Below are 18,782 nucleotides of genomic sequence, written 5' to 3' on the forward strand. Positions count from 1 at the left end.
TCCTCAGAACGTCGACAGAACGTCTATGCGCACCACCCTGCAACCTCGAGCTAACTTGAGGTCAACCGATCCATGTCCTCAGAGCATCTTCAGGGTGCCCTCAGAGCTGCTTGGCGACCTCGGTGGCCCAGTACGTGAGGATCATGTTGGCGCCGGCCCGCTTGATGCCCGTGAGCGACTCCATGATCGCGCGGTCCCGGTCGATCATGCCGCGCTCGGCGGCGGCCTCGATCATCGCGTACTCGCCACTGATCTGGTACGCGGCGACCGGCACGTCGACCGACTCCGCGACCTTCGCGAGGATGTCGAGGTAGGGCCCGGCGGGCTTCACCATCACCATGTCGGCGCCCTCTTCGAGGTCCAGCGCCAACTCCCGCAGGGATTCACGGGTGTTGGCCGGGTCCTGCTGGTACGTCTTGCGGTCGCCCTTCAGCGACGACCCGACGGCCTCCCGGAAGGGGCCGAAGAACGCGGACGAATACTTGACGGCGTAGGCGAGGATGGAGACGTCCTCGTGCCCGACCTGGTCCAACGCGTCCCGGATGACACCCACTTGACCGTCCATCATGCCGCTCGGCCCCACGACGTGGGCGCCCGCGTCGGCCTGGACCTGCGCCATCTCGGCGTACCGCTCAAGGGTGGCGTCGTTGTCGACGCGCCCCTCGCCGTCGAGGACACCGCAGTGCCCGTGATCGGTGAACTCGTCGAGACACAGGTCGGACATGACGATGAGATCGTCACCGACCTCGCCGCGCACGTCGCGCAGGGCGACCTGGAGGATCCCGTCCGGGTCGGTGCCCACGGTCCCCGCGGCGTCCTTCTTCTCCTCCTCGGGCACCCCGAAGAGCATGATCCCGGAGACCCCGGCCTCCACCGCCTCGACGGCGGCCTTCCGCAGACTGTCGCGGGTGTGCTGGACGACGCCGGGCATGGCGCCGATCTCCACCGGGGCACTGATCCCCTCGCGCACGAACGCGGGGAGGATCAGATCGGCCGGGTGCAGACGCGTCTCGGCGACCATGCGCCGCATGGCGGGCGTGGTCCGCAGCCGACGGGGGCGTGCTCCGGGGAAGGATCCGTACTTGGTCACTGTTCTCACTCACCCTCACGAAAAGACTCCGGCCCCGGCTGAGGATCTCAGCTGGGGCCGGGGAAATAATTAGCCCGTCCGGCGATTGAGGACGAACTCGGCGAAGCCGGTGATCAACGGTACGCCGCATCCCCGCCCGCCGCCGAAGGCTACGGCGCCGTACGCCGCCTACGGGATCCGGGCCGCCGCTCGCTCGGCCGGGTGACAGGATCCCCCGCGTCGAGCGCGGCAGCCCGCCGCCGGAGGCCGAACTCGGCCAACGCCTCGGCCAGCTTGTGGACGGACGGCTCCGGAGCCATCACGTCCACCCGGAGCCCGTGCTCCTCCGCGGTCTTCGCGGTGGCGGGTCCGATACAGGCGATGACGGTCACGTTGTGCGGCTTGCCCGCGATGCCGACCAGGTTCCGCACGGTGCTCGACGACGTGAAGAGCACGGCGTCGAAGCCGCCGCCCTTGATCGCCTCACGCGTGTCCGCCGGGGGCGGCGACGCGCGCACGGTCCGGTAGGCCGTGACGTCGTCGACCTCCCACCCGAGATCGATGAGCCCGGCGACCAGCGTCTCCGTGGCGATGTCGGCCCGCGGCAGGAAGACCCGGTCGATCGGGTCGAAGACGGGGTCGTACGGAGGCCAGTCATCGAGGAGACCCGCGGCCGACTGCTCACCGCTGGGCACCAGGTCGGGCTTCACGCCGAAGGCGACGAGCGCGGCGGCGGTCTGCTCGCCCACGGCCGCGACCTTGATCCCGGCGAAGGCCCGAGCGTCGAGCCCGTACTCCTCGAACTTCTCGCGCACCGCCTTGACGGCGTTCACGCTGGTGAAGGCGATCCACTCGTAGCGACCCGTGACGAGCCCCTTGACCGCGCGCTCCATCTGCTGGGGCGTGCGGGGCGGCTCGACCGCGATGGTCGGCACCTCATGAGGCACCGCCCCATAGGACCGCAGCTGGTCGGAGAGCGAAGCCGCCTGCTCCTTCGTACGCGGCACGAGCACCCGCCACCCGAAGAGCGGCTTCGACTCGAACCACGAAAGCTGGTCGCGCTGGGCGGCGGCGGAGCGCTCGCCCACGACGGCTATGACGGGCTGCCCGCCGTCGGGCGACGGCAGCACCTTCGCCTGCTTGAGTACCTGCGCGATCGTGCCGAGCGTGGCGTTCCACGTGCGCTGGCGCGTGGTCGTACCGGCGACGGTGACCGTCATCGGGGTGTCCGGCTTGCGCCCGGACGACACCAGCTCACCGGCGGCCGCGGCGACCGAGTCCAGAGCGGTGGAGATGACCACGGTCCCGTCGGACGCCCCCACCTCGCTCCAGCAACGGTCGGATGCCGTGCGCGCGTCGATGAAACGTACGTCCGTGCCCTGCGCGTCCCGCAGCGGAACACCCGCGTAGGCGGGTACACCGACCGCCGCCGCGATGCCGGGCACGACTTCGAAGGGAATGCCCTCGGTGGCGCAGGCGAGCATCTCCTCGGCGGCGTACGCGTCGAGGCCCGGATCGCCCGTGACGGCACGCACGACCCGCCTGCCGCCCTTCGCTGCCTCCATGACAAGATTGGTCGCAGCCCGCAGAGAGGGCGCTTCGGCGATCGCTGACGCGTCGTCAACTGCCTTTGGGTGAGGTGTGTCCACACCTCCCCGGGCATGCGCGCGAACGACGTCGAGCACATCAGGCTCGGCGATCAGTACGTCCGCTCGGGCCAGCGCCTCCACGGCGCGCAGCGTGAGTAGTCCCGGATCTCCGGGTCCGGCACCGAGAAAGGTGACGTGCCCGTGTGCGGGAAGGCCGGCAAGGTTCGAGGTGGGGCTCAAAGTGCTCGCTCCCCCATCAGACCGGCCGCGCCCTTGGCAAGCATCTCGGCAGCGAGTTCGCGGCCGAGCGCCAAGGCTTGGTCATGCGTCTCGGGCACGGGACCGGTGGTGGACAGCTGCACCAGCGTCGAGCCGTCGGTTGCCCCGACGACGCCGCGCAGGCGCATCTCCTTGACAATCTGCCCGTCGGCCAGCAAGTCGGCCAGTGCACCCACAGGTGCGCTGCAACCGGCTTCCAGGGCGGCGAGCAGAGATCGCTCGGCGGTCACGGCGACCCGGGTGTACGGGTCGTCGAGCTCGGCGAGCGCGGCGATCAGTGACGCGTTGGACGCGGCACATTCGATCGCCAGTGCCCCCTGGCCGGGGGCGGGCAGAACTGTGTCGGCCGACAGGAAGTCGGTCACCTCGTCGATCCTGCCGACGCGGTGGAGTCCGGCGGCGGCGAGCACGACTGCGTCGAGCTCTCCCTTGTGCACGAATCCGATACGGGTGTCGATGTTCCCGCGGATCGGCACGGCCTCTATCGCCATGCCGTGGTTGCGGGCGTAGGCGTTGAGCTGCGCCATGCGGCGGGGCGACCCGGTGCCGATGCGCGCACCGCTCGGCAGCTCCGTGAAGGTCAGGCCGTCGCGCGCGATGAGCACGTCACGGGGGTCCGCGCGCAGCGGCACCGCGGCGAGTACCAGGTCGTCCGGCTGCGCGGTCGGCAGGTCCTTCAGCGAATGCACGGCGAAGTCGACGTCGCCGCTGAGCAGCGCGTCGCGCAGGGCGGTCACGAAGACGCCGGTGCCGCCGATCTGCGCCAGCTGCTCACGGGACGTATCGCCGTACGTCGTGATCTCCACGAGCTCTACGGGGCGGCCGGTCAACTGGCGTACGGTGTCGGCCACTTGCCCGGACTGGGCCATGGCCAGCTTGCTGCGCCGTGTCCCGAGTCTGAGTGCCCTCTCGGTCATGCCCGGCCTCGATTCGGGTCTGTGTGCTGAACGTTCTGATCGGTGGAGTCATTGAGCTTGTCGGCCCTGCTGACGGCGGCGACCGTCTGCGGGTCGAGGTCGAAGAGGGTGCGGAGCGCGTCCGCGTACCCGGCGCCGCCGGGCTCGCCCGCCAGCTCCTTCACCCGCACGGTGGGCGCGTGAAGGAGCTTGTCGACGACGCGGCGGACGGTCTGGGTGATCTCCGCGCGCTCCTTCTCGGCAAGTCCGGGGAGCCGTCCGTCGAGCCGCGCGATCTCGCCGGCGACGACGTCGGCGGCCATGGTGCGCAGGGCGACCACGGTCGGCGTGATGTGAGCGGCCCGCTGGGCGGCACCGAAGGCGGCGACCTCGTCGGAGACGATGGCGCGGACCTGCTCGACGTCGTCGGCCATCGGGGCGTCGGCGGAGGCGTCGGCGAGCGACTCGATGTCGACGAGGCGTACGCCGTCGATGCGGTGCACGGCGCCGTCGATGTCGCGGGGCATGGCCAGGTCGAGCAGGGCGAGCAGGACGTTGCCGGTCTCGACCATCGAGGGGCGGCGACGGCGCTCGGGCACACGGCCGGTGGCGGTCACGGCCGCGGCGAGCGCGGTGATCGTGTCGGCCTCGTTCTGCGGGTCGTCACGGCGCTCGGCGGGCGCGTTGTCCACCCAGGCCGCGTGCTGTTCGAGGGTGGCGGCGTCCATCCCGGCGACGGCGTCCTCGCCCATGACGGAGAACCCGACCCCGCGGGGCACGGCCGCACCGTCGCCGGAGAGCCCGAGCGGGCACGCCTCGTCGGTGTCGGGGGCGGTATCGGGGGCGGTGTCGTACGGAGTGGAGTCAGACGTAGGGCCTGCCGCCGGTACGCGCGGTGCGCCCACCGCGACAGCCACGCCCGCACGGTCCGCGACCCCGGCCGCGACAGCCTCAGCGGTGAGGACGAGACCCGTGGCGCCGGTGCAGGACACCGCGACATCTGCACGTGTCAGTTCGGCCATCACCTGGTCCATCGGCACGGCGCGCGCGATGGTGCCGGTGCCGCCCTCCGACAAGATCTCGGCGAGGCGGTGCGCCCGGTCAAGGGTGCGGTTGGCGACGACGACCTCGGCGACCCCGGCCCGCGCGAGCGTCGCCGCGGCGAGCGAGGACATAGAGCCCGCACCGATGACCAGGGCGCGCTTGCCCTTGGCCCACGCCTCGACCGGCTCGCGTCCGGCGAGCTGTTCGAGGCCGAAGGTCACGAGCGACTGCCCGGCCCGGTCGATGCCGGTCTCCGAGTGGGCGCGCTTGCCGACCCGCAGGGCCTGCTGGAAGAGGTCGTTGAGGAGGCGCCCCGCGGTGTGCAGCTCCTGGGAGCGCGCGAGGGCGTCCTTGATCTGCCCGAGGATCTGCCCCTCACCGACGACCATCGAGTCCAGACCGCAGGCCACCGAGAACAGGTGGTGGACGGCTCGGTCCTCGTAGTGGACGTACAGATAAGGGGTGAGCTCCTCGAGGCCCACACCGCTGTGCTGGGCGAGCAGCGTGGACAGCTCGGCGACGCCCGCGTGGAACTTGTCCACGTCGGCGTAGAGCTCGATGCGGTTGCAGGTGGCGAGCACGGCGGCCTCGGCCGCGGGCTCGGCGGCGAGCGCGTCCTGGAGGAGCTTGGCCTGCGTATCAGCGGCGAGCGCGGCCCGCTCGAGCACGCTCACCGGCGCGCTGCGGTGGCTCAGGCCTACGACGAGGAGACTCATGCCGGCATCACGGCGGGGACTTCCCCGTCGGGTCCCTTCCGCTGCTGCTTGGCGGCGGCGGGCGCGGGCGCGCTCTCGGCCGCCGCTTCCTCGCCTGCCTTGCGCTGCTCGTGGAAGGCGAGGATCTGCAGCTCGATGGAGAGGTCCACCTTGCGTACGTCGACGCCTTCGGGCACGGAGAGAACGGTGGGCGCGAAGTTCAGGATCGAGGTAACACCGGCGGCGACGAGCCGCTCGCAGACCTGCTGGGCGGCGCCCGCCGGGGTGGAGATGACGCCGATGGAGACGCCGTTGTCACTGATGATCTTCTCGAGGTCGTCCGTGTGCTGCACCGGCATCCCCGCGACGGGCGTGCCGGCCATCGCCGGATCGGCGTCGATGAGCGCGGCGACGCGGAATCCGCGCGAGGCGAATCCGCCGTAATTGGCAAGAGCCGCACCGAGGTTACCGATACCGACGATCACGACGGGCCAGTCCTGCGTCAGACCGAGCTCGCGGGAGATCTGGTAGACGAGGTACTCGACGTCGTAGCCCACACCGCGCGTCCCGTAGGAACCGAGGTAGGAGAAGTCCTTGCGCAGCTTCGCGGAGTTGACCCCCGCCGCGGCCGCGAGCTCCTCGGAGGAGACCGTGGGTACCGAGCGCTCGGAGAGTGCGGTGAGGGCACGGAGGTACAGCGGAAGCCTGGCGACGGTGGCCTCGGGAATCCCTCGGCTGCGGGTCGCCGGTCGGTGAGTTCGGCCAGTTGCCACGGTGCTCCTGCGGGTAGAGCGGGGCTGCAGGCGGTCACACGTCCCCAGACCGCCCCGTCCAATGCAGGCTATGTCTTTGTGAACGCGTGCACAAAGATGGTGTCCGATTTGCCCGGCCAACGTGACCGGGGTCACGCGCGCCCGGCACGCACTCCGGGAACCGGCGTGCGGACGGCGGCATTGCTCAATTGATGGGGGCAAAACCGCACACTCTCCTCACGATCATCGCCCCCGAGACCAAACCGCCCACGATCCTAAGGGACCTTTCGGGCCACTTGGACTACTCAGTCAGTCTCGATCGGTCTCGATTCGGACTACGGAGCGAGCTCCCGGCGAAGTCGATCTTCGTTCACCCGCCAGAAGGTGTGCTGCTCACCGTCCACCAGAACCACCGGAATCTGTTCCCAGTAGGCCCGGTTGAGCTCTTCGTCCTCCGTGATGTCCTTCTTCTCCCATACGACTCCAAGCTCGCCGCAGACCTTCTCGATCACCAGCTGTGCGTCATCGCACAGATGGCAGCCGGGCTTGCCGATCAGGGTGACCGTCCGGTCCTGGGGCTTCTTCTTCTCCGTACGGCGAAAAATCGGGCTCATGACCCCATTCTCACCCCGCCGACGCGCCGCGCGGCCCGTCTGTTTAACGGCGCGGACGCGAAGAGTTCACAGCACCGAATCCCACCGACTCCGGAACCACCGAACGAACTAGCTATGCTCACGACATGGCCGCTCTCGGATGGCTCACCCCCCGTAGGCGCTCCGCCACGGCGCGGAGCGTGTTGGCAGGCGAGGCCTCGGCTGAGGCAGCGCGCAAGTCCTCCCAGGAGTTGGAGGAACTCGATGCCGCCGCGGCCGCCGCGGCCCTCGCGACGGAGGCCGCGCCCGAGGAGCCGGAGCAAGAACCCGAGTTCCCCGTCGTCGGCGACGACAAGGCCGCCGCCTTCTTCGACCTCGACAACACCGTGATGCAGGGCGCCGCGATCTTCCACTTCGGCCGCGGCCTCTACAAGCGGAAGTTCTTCGAGCGTCAGGAGCTGGCCCGATTCGCCTGGCAGCAGGCGTGGTTCAGGCTCGCGGGCGTCGAGGACCCCGAGCACATGCAGGACGCCCGCGACAGCGCCCTGTCCATCGTCAAGGGCCATCGCGTCGCCGAGCTGATGTCCATCGGCGAGGAGATCTACGACGAGTACATGGCCGAGCGCATCTGGCCCGGCACCCGCGCCCTGGCCCAGGCCCACCTCGACGCGGGCCAGAAGGTCTGGCTGGTCACGGCCGCCCCGGTGGAGACGGCGACGATCATCGCCCGCCGCCTGGGCCTGACCGGCGCGCTCGGCACGGTCGCCGAGTCCGTGGACGGCGTCTATACGGGAAAGCTCGTCGGCGAACCCCTGCACGGCCCCGCGAAGGCCGAGGCCGTCCGCGCGCTCGCCTCGGGCGAGGGCCTCGACCTGGCCCGCTGTGCCGCGTACAGCGATTCGCACAACGACATCCCGATGCTCTCGCTCGTCGGGCATCCGTACGCGATCAATCCCGACGCCAAGCTGCGCAAGCACGCGCGCGAGCGGGACTGGCGCCTGCGGGACTACCGAACGGGCCGCAAGGCCGCCAAGGTCGGCATCCCGGCCGCCGCGGGCGTCGGCGCGATCGCGGGCGGCACGGCCGCGGCGATCGCCCTGCACCGCCGCCGCCACTGACCATTCTCTCGGCCTTACCCCGCTCAGGCTCTCGCCAGTCACGTTGGTAGCACTCGGCCACAACACGCCCCGTGGATTGACGGAATGTGAACCATTTCGATCAACAACCGGTCACTCTCTGCTGCTTGAACGTGCACCGATCGGCAACAGAAGCGACGTAACCGGTGATTTAAGCAACTGGGTGTAGCGCCGCCTGTACGAAGCGTTATTCTCCTCAGACGCATAACGGACCTCACCAGTCGCTACGACGGGTGAACGGTCCCGCACTGAACGTGATGGAAGCTCTGCCTCTGGGAGTCCCGTGTACCCACACGTCGGGGTTGACGCCTCGGGCCTGGCTACGCTGCGCGCAACGGTCGCCGACCGCTTGCGCGGCTTCGTCCCCACCGCGTACGCCGGCCCCGCCGTCCCCGCATTTGCCGTCCCCACACCCGCCGGGCCCCTGTACGCCCTGGCGGACAGCGGCGCGGCGGTCAGCAGACGGACTCGTTCCGCCGCTGCCGCCACCTCAACCCCCACCCCACGCCGTCCCGCCGCGGACAGCGACAGCGCCCGCATGATGGACCTCGTCGAACGCGCGCAAGCCGGCGAGTCCGACGCCTTCGGCCGTCTCTACGACCAGTACAGCGACACGGTCTACCGCTACATCTATTACCGCGTCGGCGGCAAAGCCACCGCCGAGGACCTCACGAGCGAGACCTTTCTGCGCGCCCTGCGCCGCATCAGTACGTTCACCTGGCAGGGCCGTGACTTCGGTGCCTGGCTGGTCACGATCGCCCGCAACCTGGTCGCCGACCACTTCAAATCGAGCCGTTTCCGCCTCGAAGTGACCACCGGCGAAATGCTCGACGCCAATGAGGTCGAGCGCAGCCCCGAGGACTCCGTCCTGGAGTCCCTCTCCAACGCCGCACTGCTCGACGCGGTGCGCCGCCTCAACCCCCAGCAGCAGGAGTGCGTGACCCTGCGCTTCCTGCAAGGCCTCTCGGTCGCCGAGACCGCTCGGGTGATGGGCAAGAACGAGGGCGCGATCAAGACCCTCCAGTACCGCGCGGTCCGTACGCTTGCCCGACTCCTGCCCGACGACGTGCGCTAGCACCGCGTCCGGGCTCGTCCGGGCTTCCGACCGATAGCACTCAGTAGCCGTGGGTGGCGCTCAACTCACCATCCGTGGCGGCCAGATGGCCGCCACGGATTCTTGGCGGTCCGATCATCCTCCGTCCGTAACCCAAGTGCCGCGACGCTCGTTGTGCGGGATGCAGGCTCCCTGTGGTCGCTCTCTGACCTTCCCCGAGCCCTTAAAGGGCAAGGGGAGATCCCATTCGCTCACTCGATCGTGTGGGATTGGTCAGGTCGGGCAACCCTCAGGACCCCCTGGGGAGTCGACCGTCATGACGAGAGGAGGTGCCGCCAGTGATCGCGAACGTATCGGCACACCGGCGGGCGAACGCCTTCGCCCAGGCCCTGGAGGAGCATTCCGACCAGGACCCGGCGGCCGAGCAGACCGAAGATTCCGTCACGCCCGATTCCGGACCGTCCGAACAGACGGCCCCGGACCGGATGTTGGCCCTTGCGACCGGCCTCGGCGAGCTGCCGAAACCGGAGCTGGATCCCGAGGTCAAAGTGGTCCATCGGGCCCAGCTCGTAGCCGCCATGGAAGCCATGCTCCTCGAGGGCACGGCCGCGGGCGTCGGGACCATCGGCACTTCGGTGCCCGAACAGCGGTCCCGTAAGGGCGCCCACCGGGCCACGGGACTGCACAAGCTGAAGCCACGCTCCCGGCTGTCGAAAGGCATCGCCGCGGGCGGGCTCACCGTCGGCGTCGCCGCGGGGGCGTTCAGCGGAGTGGCCGCGGCCAGCTCCGACGCGCTGCCGGGCGATTCGCTGTACGGCCTGAAGCGCGGCATGGAGGACCTCAAACTCGGTATGGCCGACGGCGACAACGACCGTGGCCAGATCTACCTCGACCACGCGTCGAACCGTCTGAACGAAGCCCGCCGCCTGATGGAGCGGGGCCGCAGCGGCGACCTCGACCACGAATCCCTCGGCGAGGTCAGGCGAGCGCTCTCCGGTATGCGGTACGACGCCACGGAAGGCCACCGCCTGCTGCACGAGGCGTACGAACGAGACGGCTCGCTCGGCCCCATCCAGGCCCTGTCCGCCTTCTCCGAGTCGCACCGCAGAAGCTGGAGCGACCTGCAGAGCCGACTGCCCGTCCAGCTGGGCGACGTGGGTCAGGAGGTGAGCTCGGTCTTCGACGCGATGGACCAGGAGGTCGACCCGCTCCGCTCCCTGTTCCCCCGCACCCCGGACACGAACAACACCCCCGGCCGACCGAGCCAGGGCGGCTCCACGGGCTCCACCGTCCCGGACCGCCCCTCGTCCCCCACGAGCTCCCCCCGGGACGGCTCGAGCAAGGGCAGCAGGCCGCATCCGTCCACACCGGACGGCGACAGCGAGAACGACGGCCTCCTGGGCGGCAACACGGGCGGCCTCCTGGACCCCCCGAAGTCCGACACGACCCCCACCACCCCTTCGGACGGCAACCCCGACAAGGACTTCCCGACGGCAAAGCCGGATGTCACGGTGCCACCGATCCTGCCGGGCTTGCTGCCTGGCCTGGGGATCGACGAGGAGGACATGAAGTAGCACCACTGAACGTCGGAGGGCCGGATCCCATGGGATCCGGCCCTCCGACGTGTTCCGATGAGCGACCGGTCAGAAGAACACGGACCGCCGCTGCACCAGCAGCTTGTACAACGTGTGCTGAATCTGCTCCCGCACCTGATCCGTCAGATTGAACATCAGCATCGGATCCTCGGCAGCCTCCGGCGGATACCCGTCCGTAGGAATCGGCTCCCCGAACTGAATCGTCCACTTCGTCGGCAGGGGCAACGCCCCCAGCGGCCCGAGCCAGGGGAACGTAGGCGTGATCGGGAAGTAGGGGAAACCAAGGACTCGCGCCAGCGTCCTCGCGTTCCCGATCATCGGATAGATCTCCTCCGCCCCCACGATCGAGCACGGAACGATCGGCGTCCCCGTCCGCAGCGCGGTGGAGACGAACCCGCCCCGCCCGAACCGCTGCAATTTATAGCGCTCGCTGAACGGCTTCCCGATGCCCTTGAACCCCTCCGGCATCACCCCGACCAGCTCACCCCGCTCGAGCAGTCGCTCGGCATCCTCCGCGCACGCGAGAGTGTGCCCCGCCTTGCGGGCAAGCTCGTTGACCACGGGCAGCATGAAAACGAGATCCGCCGCGAGCAGCCGCAGATGCCGCCCCTCGGGGTGGTTGTCGTGCACGGCGACCTGCATCATCAGGCCGTCGAGCGGCAGCGTCCCCGAGTGGTTGGCGACGATCAGCGCCCCGCCGTCCGACGGGATGTTCTCGATGCCCTTCACCTCGACGCGGAAGTACTTCTCGTACAGCGGCCGGACCAGCGACATCAGGACCTGGTCGGTGAGCTCCTCGTCGTACCCGAAGTCATCGACCTCGTAGTCCCCGGTGAGCCGCCGCCGCAGGAAGGCAAGACCGCCCGCGACACGCCGCTCCAGGCCACCACCACCGCCCCGCGGCCCCGGAACGGCCCCCGGCGCGGGCACAGGCTCCCCCGAGGCCTCCGGAACGGCCCGCTCCGCACCCGGCCGCTCCCCGTCCTGCTGGCCCGGCATGGCCGTGACCTCACGCACGGCTGCCGGATCGTTTTGGCGCCGGGCCGCGCCCCTGCGCCGCGCCGGGCGCTGCACACCCCCGCGCGACCGGTCGTCGTCGAACGGAATGACCTTGGCGTCCGCCATCGTTGACGCTCTCCTCAGTTGGCGCTCTGGTTGCCCACGAAGGGCAGCGTGGCGATCCGGTCGAAGGCCCCCGCGACAGCCTGCGGCGGCAGAAGTCCCGGACCCCGACTGCGTACGAAATCCGCGAAGGTCTCCGCGGTCGTGTACTTGGGCCTGAAGCCCAGTGTCTCGCGCATCTGCCGGGTGGCCACGACCCGGCCATGGGTGAGCAGCCTGATCTGCTCGGGCGAGAAGTCCGTCATGCCGAGCGTCCGCAGCGCCTGGCCGACCCAGGTGACCGCCGGCATGAACACCGGCAGCGTCGGACGCCCCAGGCGCCGCGAGCACTGCGAGAGCAGCAGCAGGCCGTCACCCGCGATGTTGAACGTGCCACTGTTGAGCCTCCCGCGCTCCGGGTCGCGCGCGGCGAGGCGCAGGACCTCGATCGCGTCGTCCTCGTGCACGAACTGCAGGCGCGGGTCGTAGCCGAAGACCGTCGGCAGGACCGGCAGCGAGAAGTACTCGGCGAGCGGCGAGTCGGCGGCCGGGCCCAGGATGTTGGCGAACCTCAGCACACACACCGCCACATCAGGGCGGCGGCGCGCGAATCCGCGTACGTACCCCTCGACCTCGACGGTGTCCTTGGCGAAGCCACCGCTCGGCAGCGACTTCGGCGGCGTCGTCTCGGTGAAGACCGCGGGGTCGCGCGGCGCGGAGCCGTACACATTGGTGCTCGACTTCACCACGAGCCGCTTGACCGTCGGCGACTTCTGGCAGGCGCCGAGCAGCTGCATGGTGCCGATGACGTTGGTTTCCTTCAGCGAGCCGCGATTGCCGCCGGCGAGCGCGGTGCCCGTGACGTCCATGTGCACGACCGTGTCGACGGAGAACTCGGCGAGCACCTTGGCGATCGCGGGCTGCCGGATGTCGGCCCTGACGAAGTCGGCGCCGCCCAGATGGTGCTCGGGAGGAACCGCGTCCACGGCAATCACCCGGTCGACCTCGGGATCGCGCAAAGCGCGTCGGACGAACCGCCCGCCCAGTTGTCGGGCCACTCCGGTCACGAGCACGACCTTGCCCAAGATCAGCGCCTGCCTTCCCCAGCCCTCGAAGTCCTGCCGCGCCCCGTCATTTCTCTCTCCTGGCACACGCTAGCGGGTCGATGTTGCGCTGTGATGACCGCCTGATGCAGGAAGTGACGACAGCCACACACGTACGTACAGACCGGGACGTACGCCGAGACCAGGCCATACGTCGGGATCGTCAGGATCGGGCAGCACATTTTGCCCAGGACGTACGTTCGAAACAAGCCCCCCAGGGACCTGTCCCGCCCCGGAAACCGGCCGGAATACACCGAAACCCTCCCGTCGGACGACGGGAGGGTTTCGAGACACGCTGTTACAGCTGCCGCTTACTTCTTGTTGCGACGCTGAACGCGAGTGCGCTTCAGCAGCTTGCGGTGCTTCTTCTTGGCCATCCGCTTACGCCGCTTCTTGATAACAGAGCCCACGACTACCCTCGCTCACTTCTCTTCACTGGGTGCGGGGCAGCTGACTGGGCCCACACGACCTACGTCGGCCTTAGCCTACCCGCCCCATGGTGAGGGACGTAATCGAGGGCGATCGACCGGCTCCGGTCAGCCCGCCTCGACCCCTACATAGGACTCGCGGAGGTACTCGTGGACCGCCTGCTCCGGGACACGGAAGGACCTTCCGACCCGGATGGCGGGCAGATGACCACTGTGCACCAAGCGGTACACGGTCATCTTGGACACTCGCATCACCGAGGCGACTTCCGCCACGGTCAGAAACTGAACCTCGTTCAACGGCCTCTGGTCAGCTGCCATGACACCCCACCTGAACCTTCCGCACATATGACGGGCACCGGCTTCCCCTTCCGGTGACTCTTCGTCTCTGCGCGCTCACTCACCAGACTAGGGGCGGATGATGCGAGTGGGGAAGAGGAGTAGCGATCGGCCGCCTACTGTGACAGACACGCTCGATTGAGTACATAGCGAGTAAGCGGTCGGTAGTAATCAGATCGCACAGCGTCATCAAGCGGAACGACGACGGACACCTGCCCCTCCGCCTCTCCGACGAACAACGCGGGATCATCCGTATCCGCCAGACCGATCGCCTCAAACCCCAGCTGACCTGCCCCGCAGACCCATCCATGGTCTCCGATGACAAGCTCGGGAAGCGGCCCCTCACCCTCGGCCACGGCCGCCAGAGCGGCCCGAACCGGGAGCGGGGAATGGGTGTGCGCGCCGGTCTCACTCCCGGTGGGACGCACGCCGGGTTCCCGCACCAACGCGACTCCCTGTACGTAGTCAAGGTTGTACGTGCGTAGGCCGAACCGGGTCGTTATGTCGACACTGCTGCCCTGCGCGGGGGTGAGAACGGTGCACCCTGCCGCCGACAAAGCGTCCGCCAGCGCGGCGTAGAAGCCGAGGAGACGGTGCGGATGCCCCGTCCCGAAGAGCACGGGAAGCCTCCTCGACGCGGCGTCCGCGAGCCGCTCGGCAAAGGCGTCGAGCGCGATCAGCGTCCGCTCCGGGTCGATGACATCGGGCCCCGACGTGTGCTCCGGATCAGCGGACACCCCACATTTGTCGGCCATGAGCCCAAGCAGGTCACCGGCCCCCCAACTCCACTCGGGATCAAGCCCGAGCAGTATCCGCGGATCCCGGGCAGCGAAGAGCCGGTAACTCCGCAGACTCACTTCCCGAGAGGTGGCCACGGGCCCGGCGAGGCGGGCAGCCAACAGATGCGCACGTAACGCTCCGGTGCTCAACACGGGCTAGATGCTGGCGCATCAGCCGGACGCGTATCCCCAAAACCCCGGAAACCCCCCACAGTTGGGCTAACGGATCCACAGTTCAGCCCGTTCGGCGATTGAGGACATCTTGTACGGGGGCCCAGGGGGCGGAGCCACCATCCCTACGGCAACAACCCCCGCAGCGGAAACGCGGCCCGGCGAGAAGCAAGCACCGCCTGATCAAGCCGATCCGCAGGGTCATACCCCTCCGACCACTCCGCCCAGGAGACAGGCCACCGCCCATCAGTCATCCGCGCCGGCGCCAACTGCCGCGTACGCGCGAAGACTTCCTGCCGCCAACCCTCAGGAATCACCGCCGAAGGCGAAATCTCCCGCCCCGCGGCAACACCCACCAGATGCGTCCAGGACCGAGGCACCACATCCACCACGGCGTACCCGCCACCACCCAGCGCGACCCAGCGCCCATCGGCGTACGAATGCGCCAGCTCATGGCAGGCCACCTGCACAGCCCGCTGAGCATCGAGCGAAACGGCAAGGTGCGCCAGCGGATCCTCGAAGTGCGTATCGGCCCCGTGCTGAGTGACAAGCACCTGCGGCCGGAACTCCGCCAACAACTCAGGCACCACAGCGTGGAACGCCCGCACCCACCCCGCGTCCCCGGTCCCGGCCGGCAACGCCACATTCACGGCCGACCCTTCCGCCGCCCCGGCCGCCCCCGTCTCCTCAGGCCACCCGGTCTGCGGAAACAACGTCCGAGGATGCTCGTGCATCGAGATCGTCAGGACCCGGGGGTCGTCCCAGAAGGACGCCTGCACCCCGTCCCCATGGTGCACATCCACATCGACGTACGCGACGCGCTCGGCGCCCAGCTCGAGCAGCCGGGCAATGGCCAGCGAGGCATCGTTGTAGATACAGAACCCCGAAGCGCCCCCCGGCATCGCATGGTGCAGCCCGCCCGCGAAGTTCACCGCGTGCAGCGCTTCCCCGCGCCACACCGCCTCGGCCGCTCCCACCGACTGCCCGGCGATCAGCGCCGACACCTCGTGCATCCCCGCGAAGGCGGGATCGTCCGTGGTCCCGAGGCCATAGCTGCCATCCGCCGACGCCGGATCGGCTGACGCGGCCTTGACCGCCTCCACATAGTCCTCGCGATGCACGAGCCGCAGCGTCGAATCACCGGCACGCTTGGCCGCGACCACGTCAAGATCCTTGTCGAGCCCGAAGGCACCGACCAGACTTCTGGTCAGCGCGAGTCTGACCGGGTCCATGGGGTGCTCAGGACCGAAGTCATAGCCCGTTACTGCCTCGTCCCACATCAGCTGTGCGCGCCCGCTCATGCCCGTCACCGTATCGGTCCGCTCCAGGGGCGAAGGACCGGGCGTACAACAAGGTCACGAGCACCAACACCATCGGAACGAGCATCGCCCCGCGGTAGTTCCAAGCGTCCCCGAGCGCACCCACCAACGGCGAACCGATCAAGAACCCCACGTAGTTGAAGACATTGAGCCGAGCGACAGCGGCGTCCGAAGCACCGGGAAAGAGCCGCCCCGCCGCGGCGAAGGTCTGCGGAACGATCACACAGAGCCCGAGCCCGAGCACCGTGAACCCCAGAATCCCGGTCCACGCCCCCGGCGCCGTCGCCACGACGGCGAACCCGATCGCGGCCACCACCGACCCGACCCGCACCACGGCCACGGCCCCGAACCGCCGCACTCCCAGGTCCCCGAGCCCGCGCCCCAGCAGGGTCATGACCATGTAGACGTTGTAGGGGACGGTGGAGACCTCCTCCGAGCTCCCCAGCACATCCTGCAAGTACTTAGCGCTCCAGTTGGAGACGGTCGAGTCCCCGATGTACGCGAAGGTCATCACCAGGCAGAGCGGCAGGAGCAGCTTGAAGACAACGGGCCCGCCCTTCGCCTCACCAGCAGCATCAGCACCGGAATCAACACCAGCACCAGCACCGGAATCGACGTACCACCGGCTCCCCACCAACGCGGCAGGCAACAGCACCACGGCCACCGGCAGATAGGAGACGAAGAGCGAAAGATCCCAGTGCGCCCCCGCCCACGCGATCGAGGCCCCCGCGATCCCGCCCAGGCTGTACGCCGCGTGAAACCCCAGCATGATGCTGCGCCCGTAGGCCCGCTGGAGACTCACCCCGAGCATGTTCATGGACGCGTCGAGCGCCCCCACCGAAAGCCCGAACACCCCGAGCGCCAAGCCCGCTTGCCACAGGGCGTCACCCGCACCGACCCCGAGCAGCGCCAGGAGCACCACGGGCTGCGACCACCGCAGCACACGGCTGGGCGGCACCCGCTTGACCAGCCACTCCGTGCCCACGCTGCCGGCTCCCGCCAGGATCGGCACAGCGGCCAGGAAGACCGGCAACAGGCCGTCGGATATCCCGTACTGATCCTGAATGGCGGGGATCCGCGTCACAAGGAGCGCGAAGGTGACGCCCTGCACGAGGAAGCTGAACGCCAAAGAGGCCCTACCGCGCCGCAGCTCATCTGTCATGGCTGCTGAGCGTAGGACCCCTGACTACCGGTGGGTAGATAGATCACTCACCCAATTTCCTACTCACCATCTTTTCCATCGGATCGACGACCCGGCCACCACTGACCAGGACCGTCGCCGTGATGGTGACCGCCGCGATCGCGCCGCTGAGCCACACCATGGTGTCGATCGGCAGGGTGTAGGCCCCCACGACCCGCACAACGGCCTCACCGAACAGCGCCACACCCCACATCACCGAGAACGTCCGCTCCAACCGGGCGAACTGCCCACGCTCGGCGATCAGCCGGTCCCACACCGCGGTCCGCGCCGGATTCCCCTTGGTCACCCAGGGCTTGAGCCCGGCGGTCATCATCGGCCGCCCCGCGAACACGGACACCAGCACAGCGATCCCGATCGTCGCCGTGATCCCACTGTCCTTGGCCAGCATCAGCCGGGGGTCTCCGGCCACCAGACTGAGCAGCAGCCCGACGACGTTGGCGGTCAGGATGAGAGCCGCGAGCCCATTGGCCCGCCGCTCCTTGACCAGGCTCCACAGCGTCCGCCCGGCCGGCACCACACTGCTCCAGGCGAGCGCGGCCATCGTGCTCATCCCAAAACCCTTACTGAGCAGGTAGTACGAGGCTGTGGGCACCACCGCGTCGAGCACGAGCGGCTGCAGCGACTCCCACCGCGACTGCCGAGCGGAGGTTCCCGTGTTGGTGGCGGTCGCACTCGTATCGGTGGCAGTAGCGGTGGTGGCGAGCTGGCTCATGATGATCGGTCCTCCGTAGTCGCTGGCACTGTGTGCGTCCCGCTCGTTCTCGATGCACACAGCTTCGCCGCGACCACCTACCGGCCGACAGAAACGAACGTCCGGACCTGGCAGTGACAAATGTCAGACAGCCCACCACGCTCGCGTCATACGAGCAGGTCAGCCAACTCCCCCATGTCCCCGAAGAGTTCAGTAGCCTCTGAAAGACGCTCCGCGGGAGTCATGGCGGTGTACCCGTACACATCCATCCCCGCCGCCACAGCGGCCCGCACCCCCAACGGACTGTCCTCAACCACCACACACTTCTCGGGCGCCACCCCCATACGCTCGGCGGCGTACAGAAAGAGATCCGGCGCCGGCTTCCCCCGCCCCACGTCCTCGGAGCTGAAGATCCGCTCGTCGCCGAACCACCGATCGAGCCCGGTCCGCCGATGCCCGACCCTGATCCGCTCATGACTCCCGGACGAGGCCAGGCAGTACGGGACCCCGTCGGCCACCAACTTCTCCAGTACGTCGACGACCCCCGCCACAGGCTCAAGCTCCCGTTCGAACGCGGCGAAGACGCGAGCGTGGAAGGTCACATCGAAATCCCCGGGCAGCCGCTGCCCACTGCGCTCAAGAACAAGATCGTGTACGCGATGGACGGCGGCCCCCATGTAGTCACGCAGGGAGTCCTCGTACGTAGTGGGGTGCCCCAGCTCGGTCAGATAGCCGGCCAGGATGGAGTTGGAGAGCGGCTCACTGTCCACGAGGACGCCGTCATTGTCGAAGATGACCAGGTCGTAGCGCATGACTAGACCCTAAATGCGAATGCCACTGCCCCCCCTTGAATGCTCCTGAATGCCCCTGAACGCAGAAAACCCCCGCACCCAGAGGGTGCGGGGGTTTCCCGTTAATAATAGTTCGGCGGCGTCCTACTCTCCCACAGGG

18 protein-coding genes are annotated in these 18,782 nt (G+C 68.7%); 3 read left to right on the forward strand and 15 right to left on the reverse strand.

The genetic code is table 11. The features are described from left to right. Window positions 1-100 precede the first annotated feature (100 nt). From hemB to ACGFSB_RS18680, 6 genes are all read right to left on the reverse strand, one after another. The gene (gene hemB, locus ACGFSB_RS18655; protein ID WP_393400089.1) at window positions 101-1,090 is read right to left on the reverse strand and encodes a porphobilinogen synthase; all 990 of its coding nucleotides are present in this window, start codon (window positions 1,088-1,090) and stop codon (window positions 101-103) included. Window positions 1,091-1,239: 149 nt separating this feature from the next. Then, a complete protein-coding gene (locus ACGFSB_RS18660; RefSeq protein ID WP_393400091.1) occupies window positions 1,240-2,898 on the reverse strand; it encodes a uroporphyrinogen-III synthase in 1,659 nt (552 codons plus the stop codon). Then, complete coding sequence (gene hemC / locus ACGFSB_RS18665) at window positions 2,895-3,854, reverse strand: hydroxymethylbilane synthase (RefSeq protein ID WP_393400094.1); 960 nt, start codon at window positions 3,852-3,854, stop codon at window positions 2,895-2,897. The genes ACGFSB_RS18660 and hemC overlap by 4 nt, the downstream gene beginning before the upstream one ends. Further along, on the reverse strand, window positions 3,851-5,593 hold the full coding sequence (locus ACGFSB_RS18670; RefSeq protein WP_393400097.1) for a glutamyl-tRNA reductase: 1,743 nt from the start codon (window positions 5,591-5,593) through the stop codon (window positions 3,851-3,853). The genes hemC and ACGFSB_RS18670 overlap by 4 nt, the downstream gene beginning before the upstream one ends. Continuing rightward, entirely contained in the window at window positions 5,590-6,345 is a 756-nt protein-coding gene (locus ACGFSB_RS18675) for a redox-sensing transcriptional repressor Rex (protein WP_393400100.1), read from the reverse strand. The genes ACGFSB_RS18670 and ACGFSB_RS18675 overlap by 4 nt, the downstream gene beginning before the upstream one ends. A gap of 314 nt (window positions 6,346-6,659) precedes the next feature. Next, a complete protein-coding gene (locus tag ACGFSB_RS18680) occupies window positions 6,660-6,938 on the reverse strand; it encodes a glutaredoxin family protein (protein WP_393400102.1) in 279 nt (92 codons plus the stop codon). 125 nt (window positions 6,939-7,063) lie between these two features. On the opposite strand from ACGFSB_RS18680, the gene ACGFSB_RS18685 reads away from it, so the two are divergent. The 3 genes from ACGFSB_RS18685 to ACGFSB_RS18695 all read left to right on the forward strand — a co-directional run bounded on the left by ACGFSB_RS18685 (window position 7,064) and on the right by ACGFSB_RS18695 (window position 10,681). Continuing rightward, entirely contained in the window at window positions 7,064-8,035 is a 972-nt protein-coding gene (locus tag ACGFSB_RS18685) for an HAD family hydrolase (protein WP_393400104.1), read from the forward strand. A gap of 301 nt (window positions 8,036-8,336) precedes the next feature. Beyond that, window positions 8,337-9,128 (forward strand): ECF subfamily RNA polymerase sigma factor, BldN family, encoded by a 792-nt coding sequence (locus ACGFSB_RS18690; protein ID WP_393400107.1) that lies wholly within the window; start codon window positions 8,337-8,339, stop codon window positions 9,126-9,128. A gap of 317 nt (window positions 9,129-9,445) precedes the next feature. Next, entirely contained in the window at window positions 9,446-10,681 is a 1,236-nt protein-coding gene (locus ACGFSB_RS18695; protein ID WP_393400109.1) for a DUF5667 domain-containing protein, read from the forward strand. Window positions 10,682-10,750: 69 nt separating this feature from the next. On the opposite strand, the gene ACGFSB_RS18700 is transcribed toward ACGFSB_RS18695, so the two are convergent. The 9 genes from ACGFSB_RS18700 to ACGFSB_RS18740 all read right to left on the reverse strand — a co-directional run bounded on the left by ACGFSB_RS18700 (window position 10,751) and on the right by ACGFSB_RS18740 (window position 18,643). Then, window positions 10,751-11,827 carry a lysophospholipid acyltransferase family protein gene (locus ACGFSB_RS18700; protein ID WP_393400112.1) on the reverse strand — a complete coding sequence of 359 codons (1,077 nt, stop codon included), beginning with the start codon at window positions 11,825-11,827 and terminating at the stop codon, window positions 10,751-10,753. A gap of 14 nt (window positions 11,828-11,841) precedes the next feature. After that, window positions 11,842-12,888 (reverse strand): NAD-dependent epimerase/dehydratase family protein, encoded by a 1,047-nt coding sequence (locus ACGFSB_RS18705; RefSeq protein WP_393400206.1) that lies wholly within the window; start codon window positions 12,886-12,888, stop codon window positions 11,842-11,844. A gap of 329 nt (window positions 12,889-13,217) precedes the next feature. After that, a complete protein-coding gene (locus tag ACGFSB_RS18710; RefSeq protein ID WP_003948845.1) occupies window positions 13,218-13,316 on the reverse strand; it encodes a 30S ribosomal protein bS22 in 99 nt (32 codons plus the stop codon). 126 nt (window positions 13,317-13,442) lie between these two features. After that, window positions 13,443-13,652 carry a helix-turn-helix domain-containing protein gene (locus ACGFSB_RS18715; RefSeq protein ID WP_157869005.1) on the reverse strand — a complete coding sequence of 70 codons (210 nt, stop codon included), beginning with the start codon at window positions 13,650-13,652 and terminating at the stop codon, window positions 13,443-13,445. A gap of 134 nt (window positions 13,653-13,786) precedes the next feature. Further along, the gene (locus ACGFSB_RS18720; protein WP_393400115.1) at window positions 13,787-14,602 is read right to left on the reverse strand and encodes a phosphatase; all 816 of its coding nucleotides are present in this window, start codon (window positions 14,600-14,602) and stop codon (window positions 13,787-13,789) included. 143 nt (window positions 14,603-14,745) lie between these two features. Next, the gene (locus ACGFSB_RS18725; protein ID WP_393400117.1) at window positions 14,746-15,921 is read right to left on the reverse strand and encodes an acetoin utilization protein AcuC; all 1,176 of its coding nucleotides are present in this window, start codon (window positions 15,919-15,921) and stop codon (window positions 14,746-14,748) included. Then, entirely contained in the window at window positions 15,872-17,101 is a 1,230-nt protein-coding gene (locus ACGFSB_RS18730) for an MFS transporter (RefSeq protein ID WP_393400120.1), read from the reverse strand. The genes ACGFSB_RS18725 and ACGFSB_RS18730 overlap by 50 nt, the downstream gene beginning before the upstream one ends. Before the next feature lie 43 nt (window positions 17,102-17,144). Continuing rightward, complete coding sequence (locus ACGFSB_RS18735) at window positions 17,145-17,852, reverse strand: VC0807 family protein (RefSeq protein WP_393400123.1); 708 nt, start codon at window positions 17,850-17,852, stop codon at window positions 17,145-17,147. 146 nt (window positions 17,853-17,998) lie between these two features. Then, window positions 17,999-18,643: an HAD family hydrolase gene (locus tag ACGFSB_RS18740; RefSeq protein ID WP_393400126.1), complete on the reverse strand. Its 645-nt coding sequence runs from the start codon at window positions 18,641-18,643 to the stop codon at window positions 17,999-18,001. Between the last annotated feature and the right edge of the window lie 139 nt (window positions 18,644-18,782).

Origin of the sequence: Streptomyces sp. NPDC048441 (assembly GCF_043200235.1) — a bacterium.
Classification (GTDB): Bacteria; Actinomycetota; Actinomycetes; order Streptomycetales; family Streptomycetaceae; genus Streptomyces.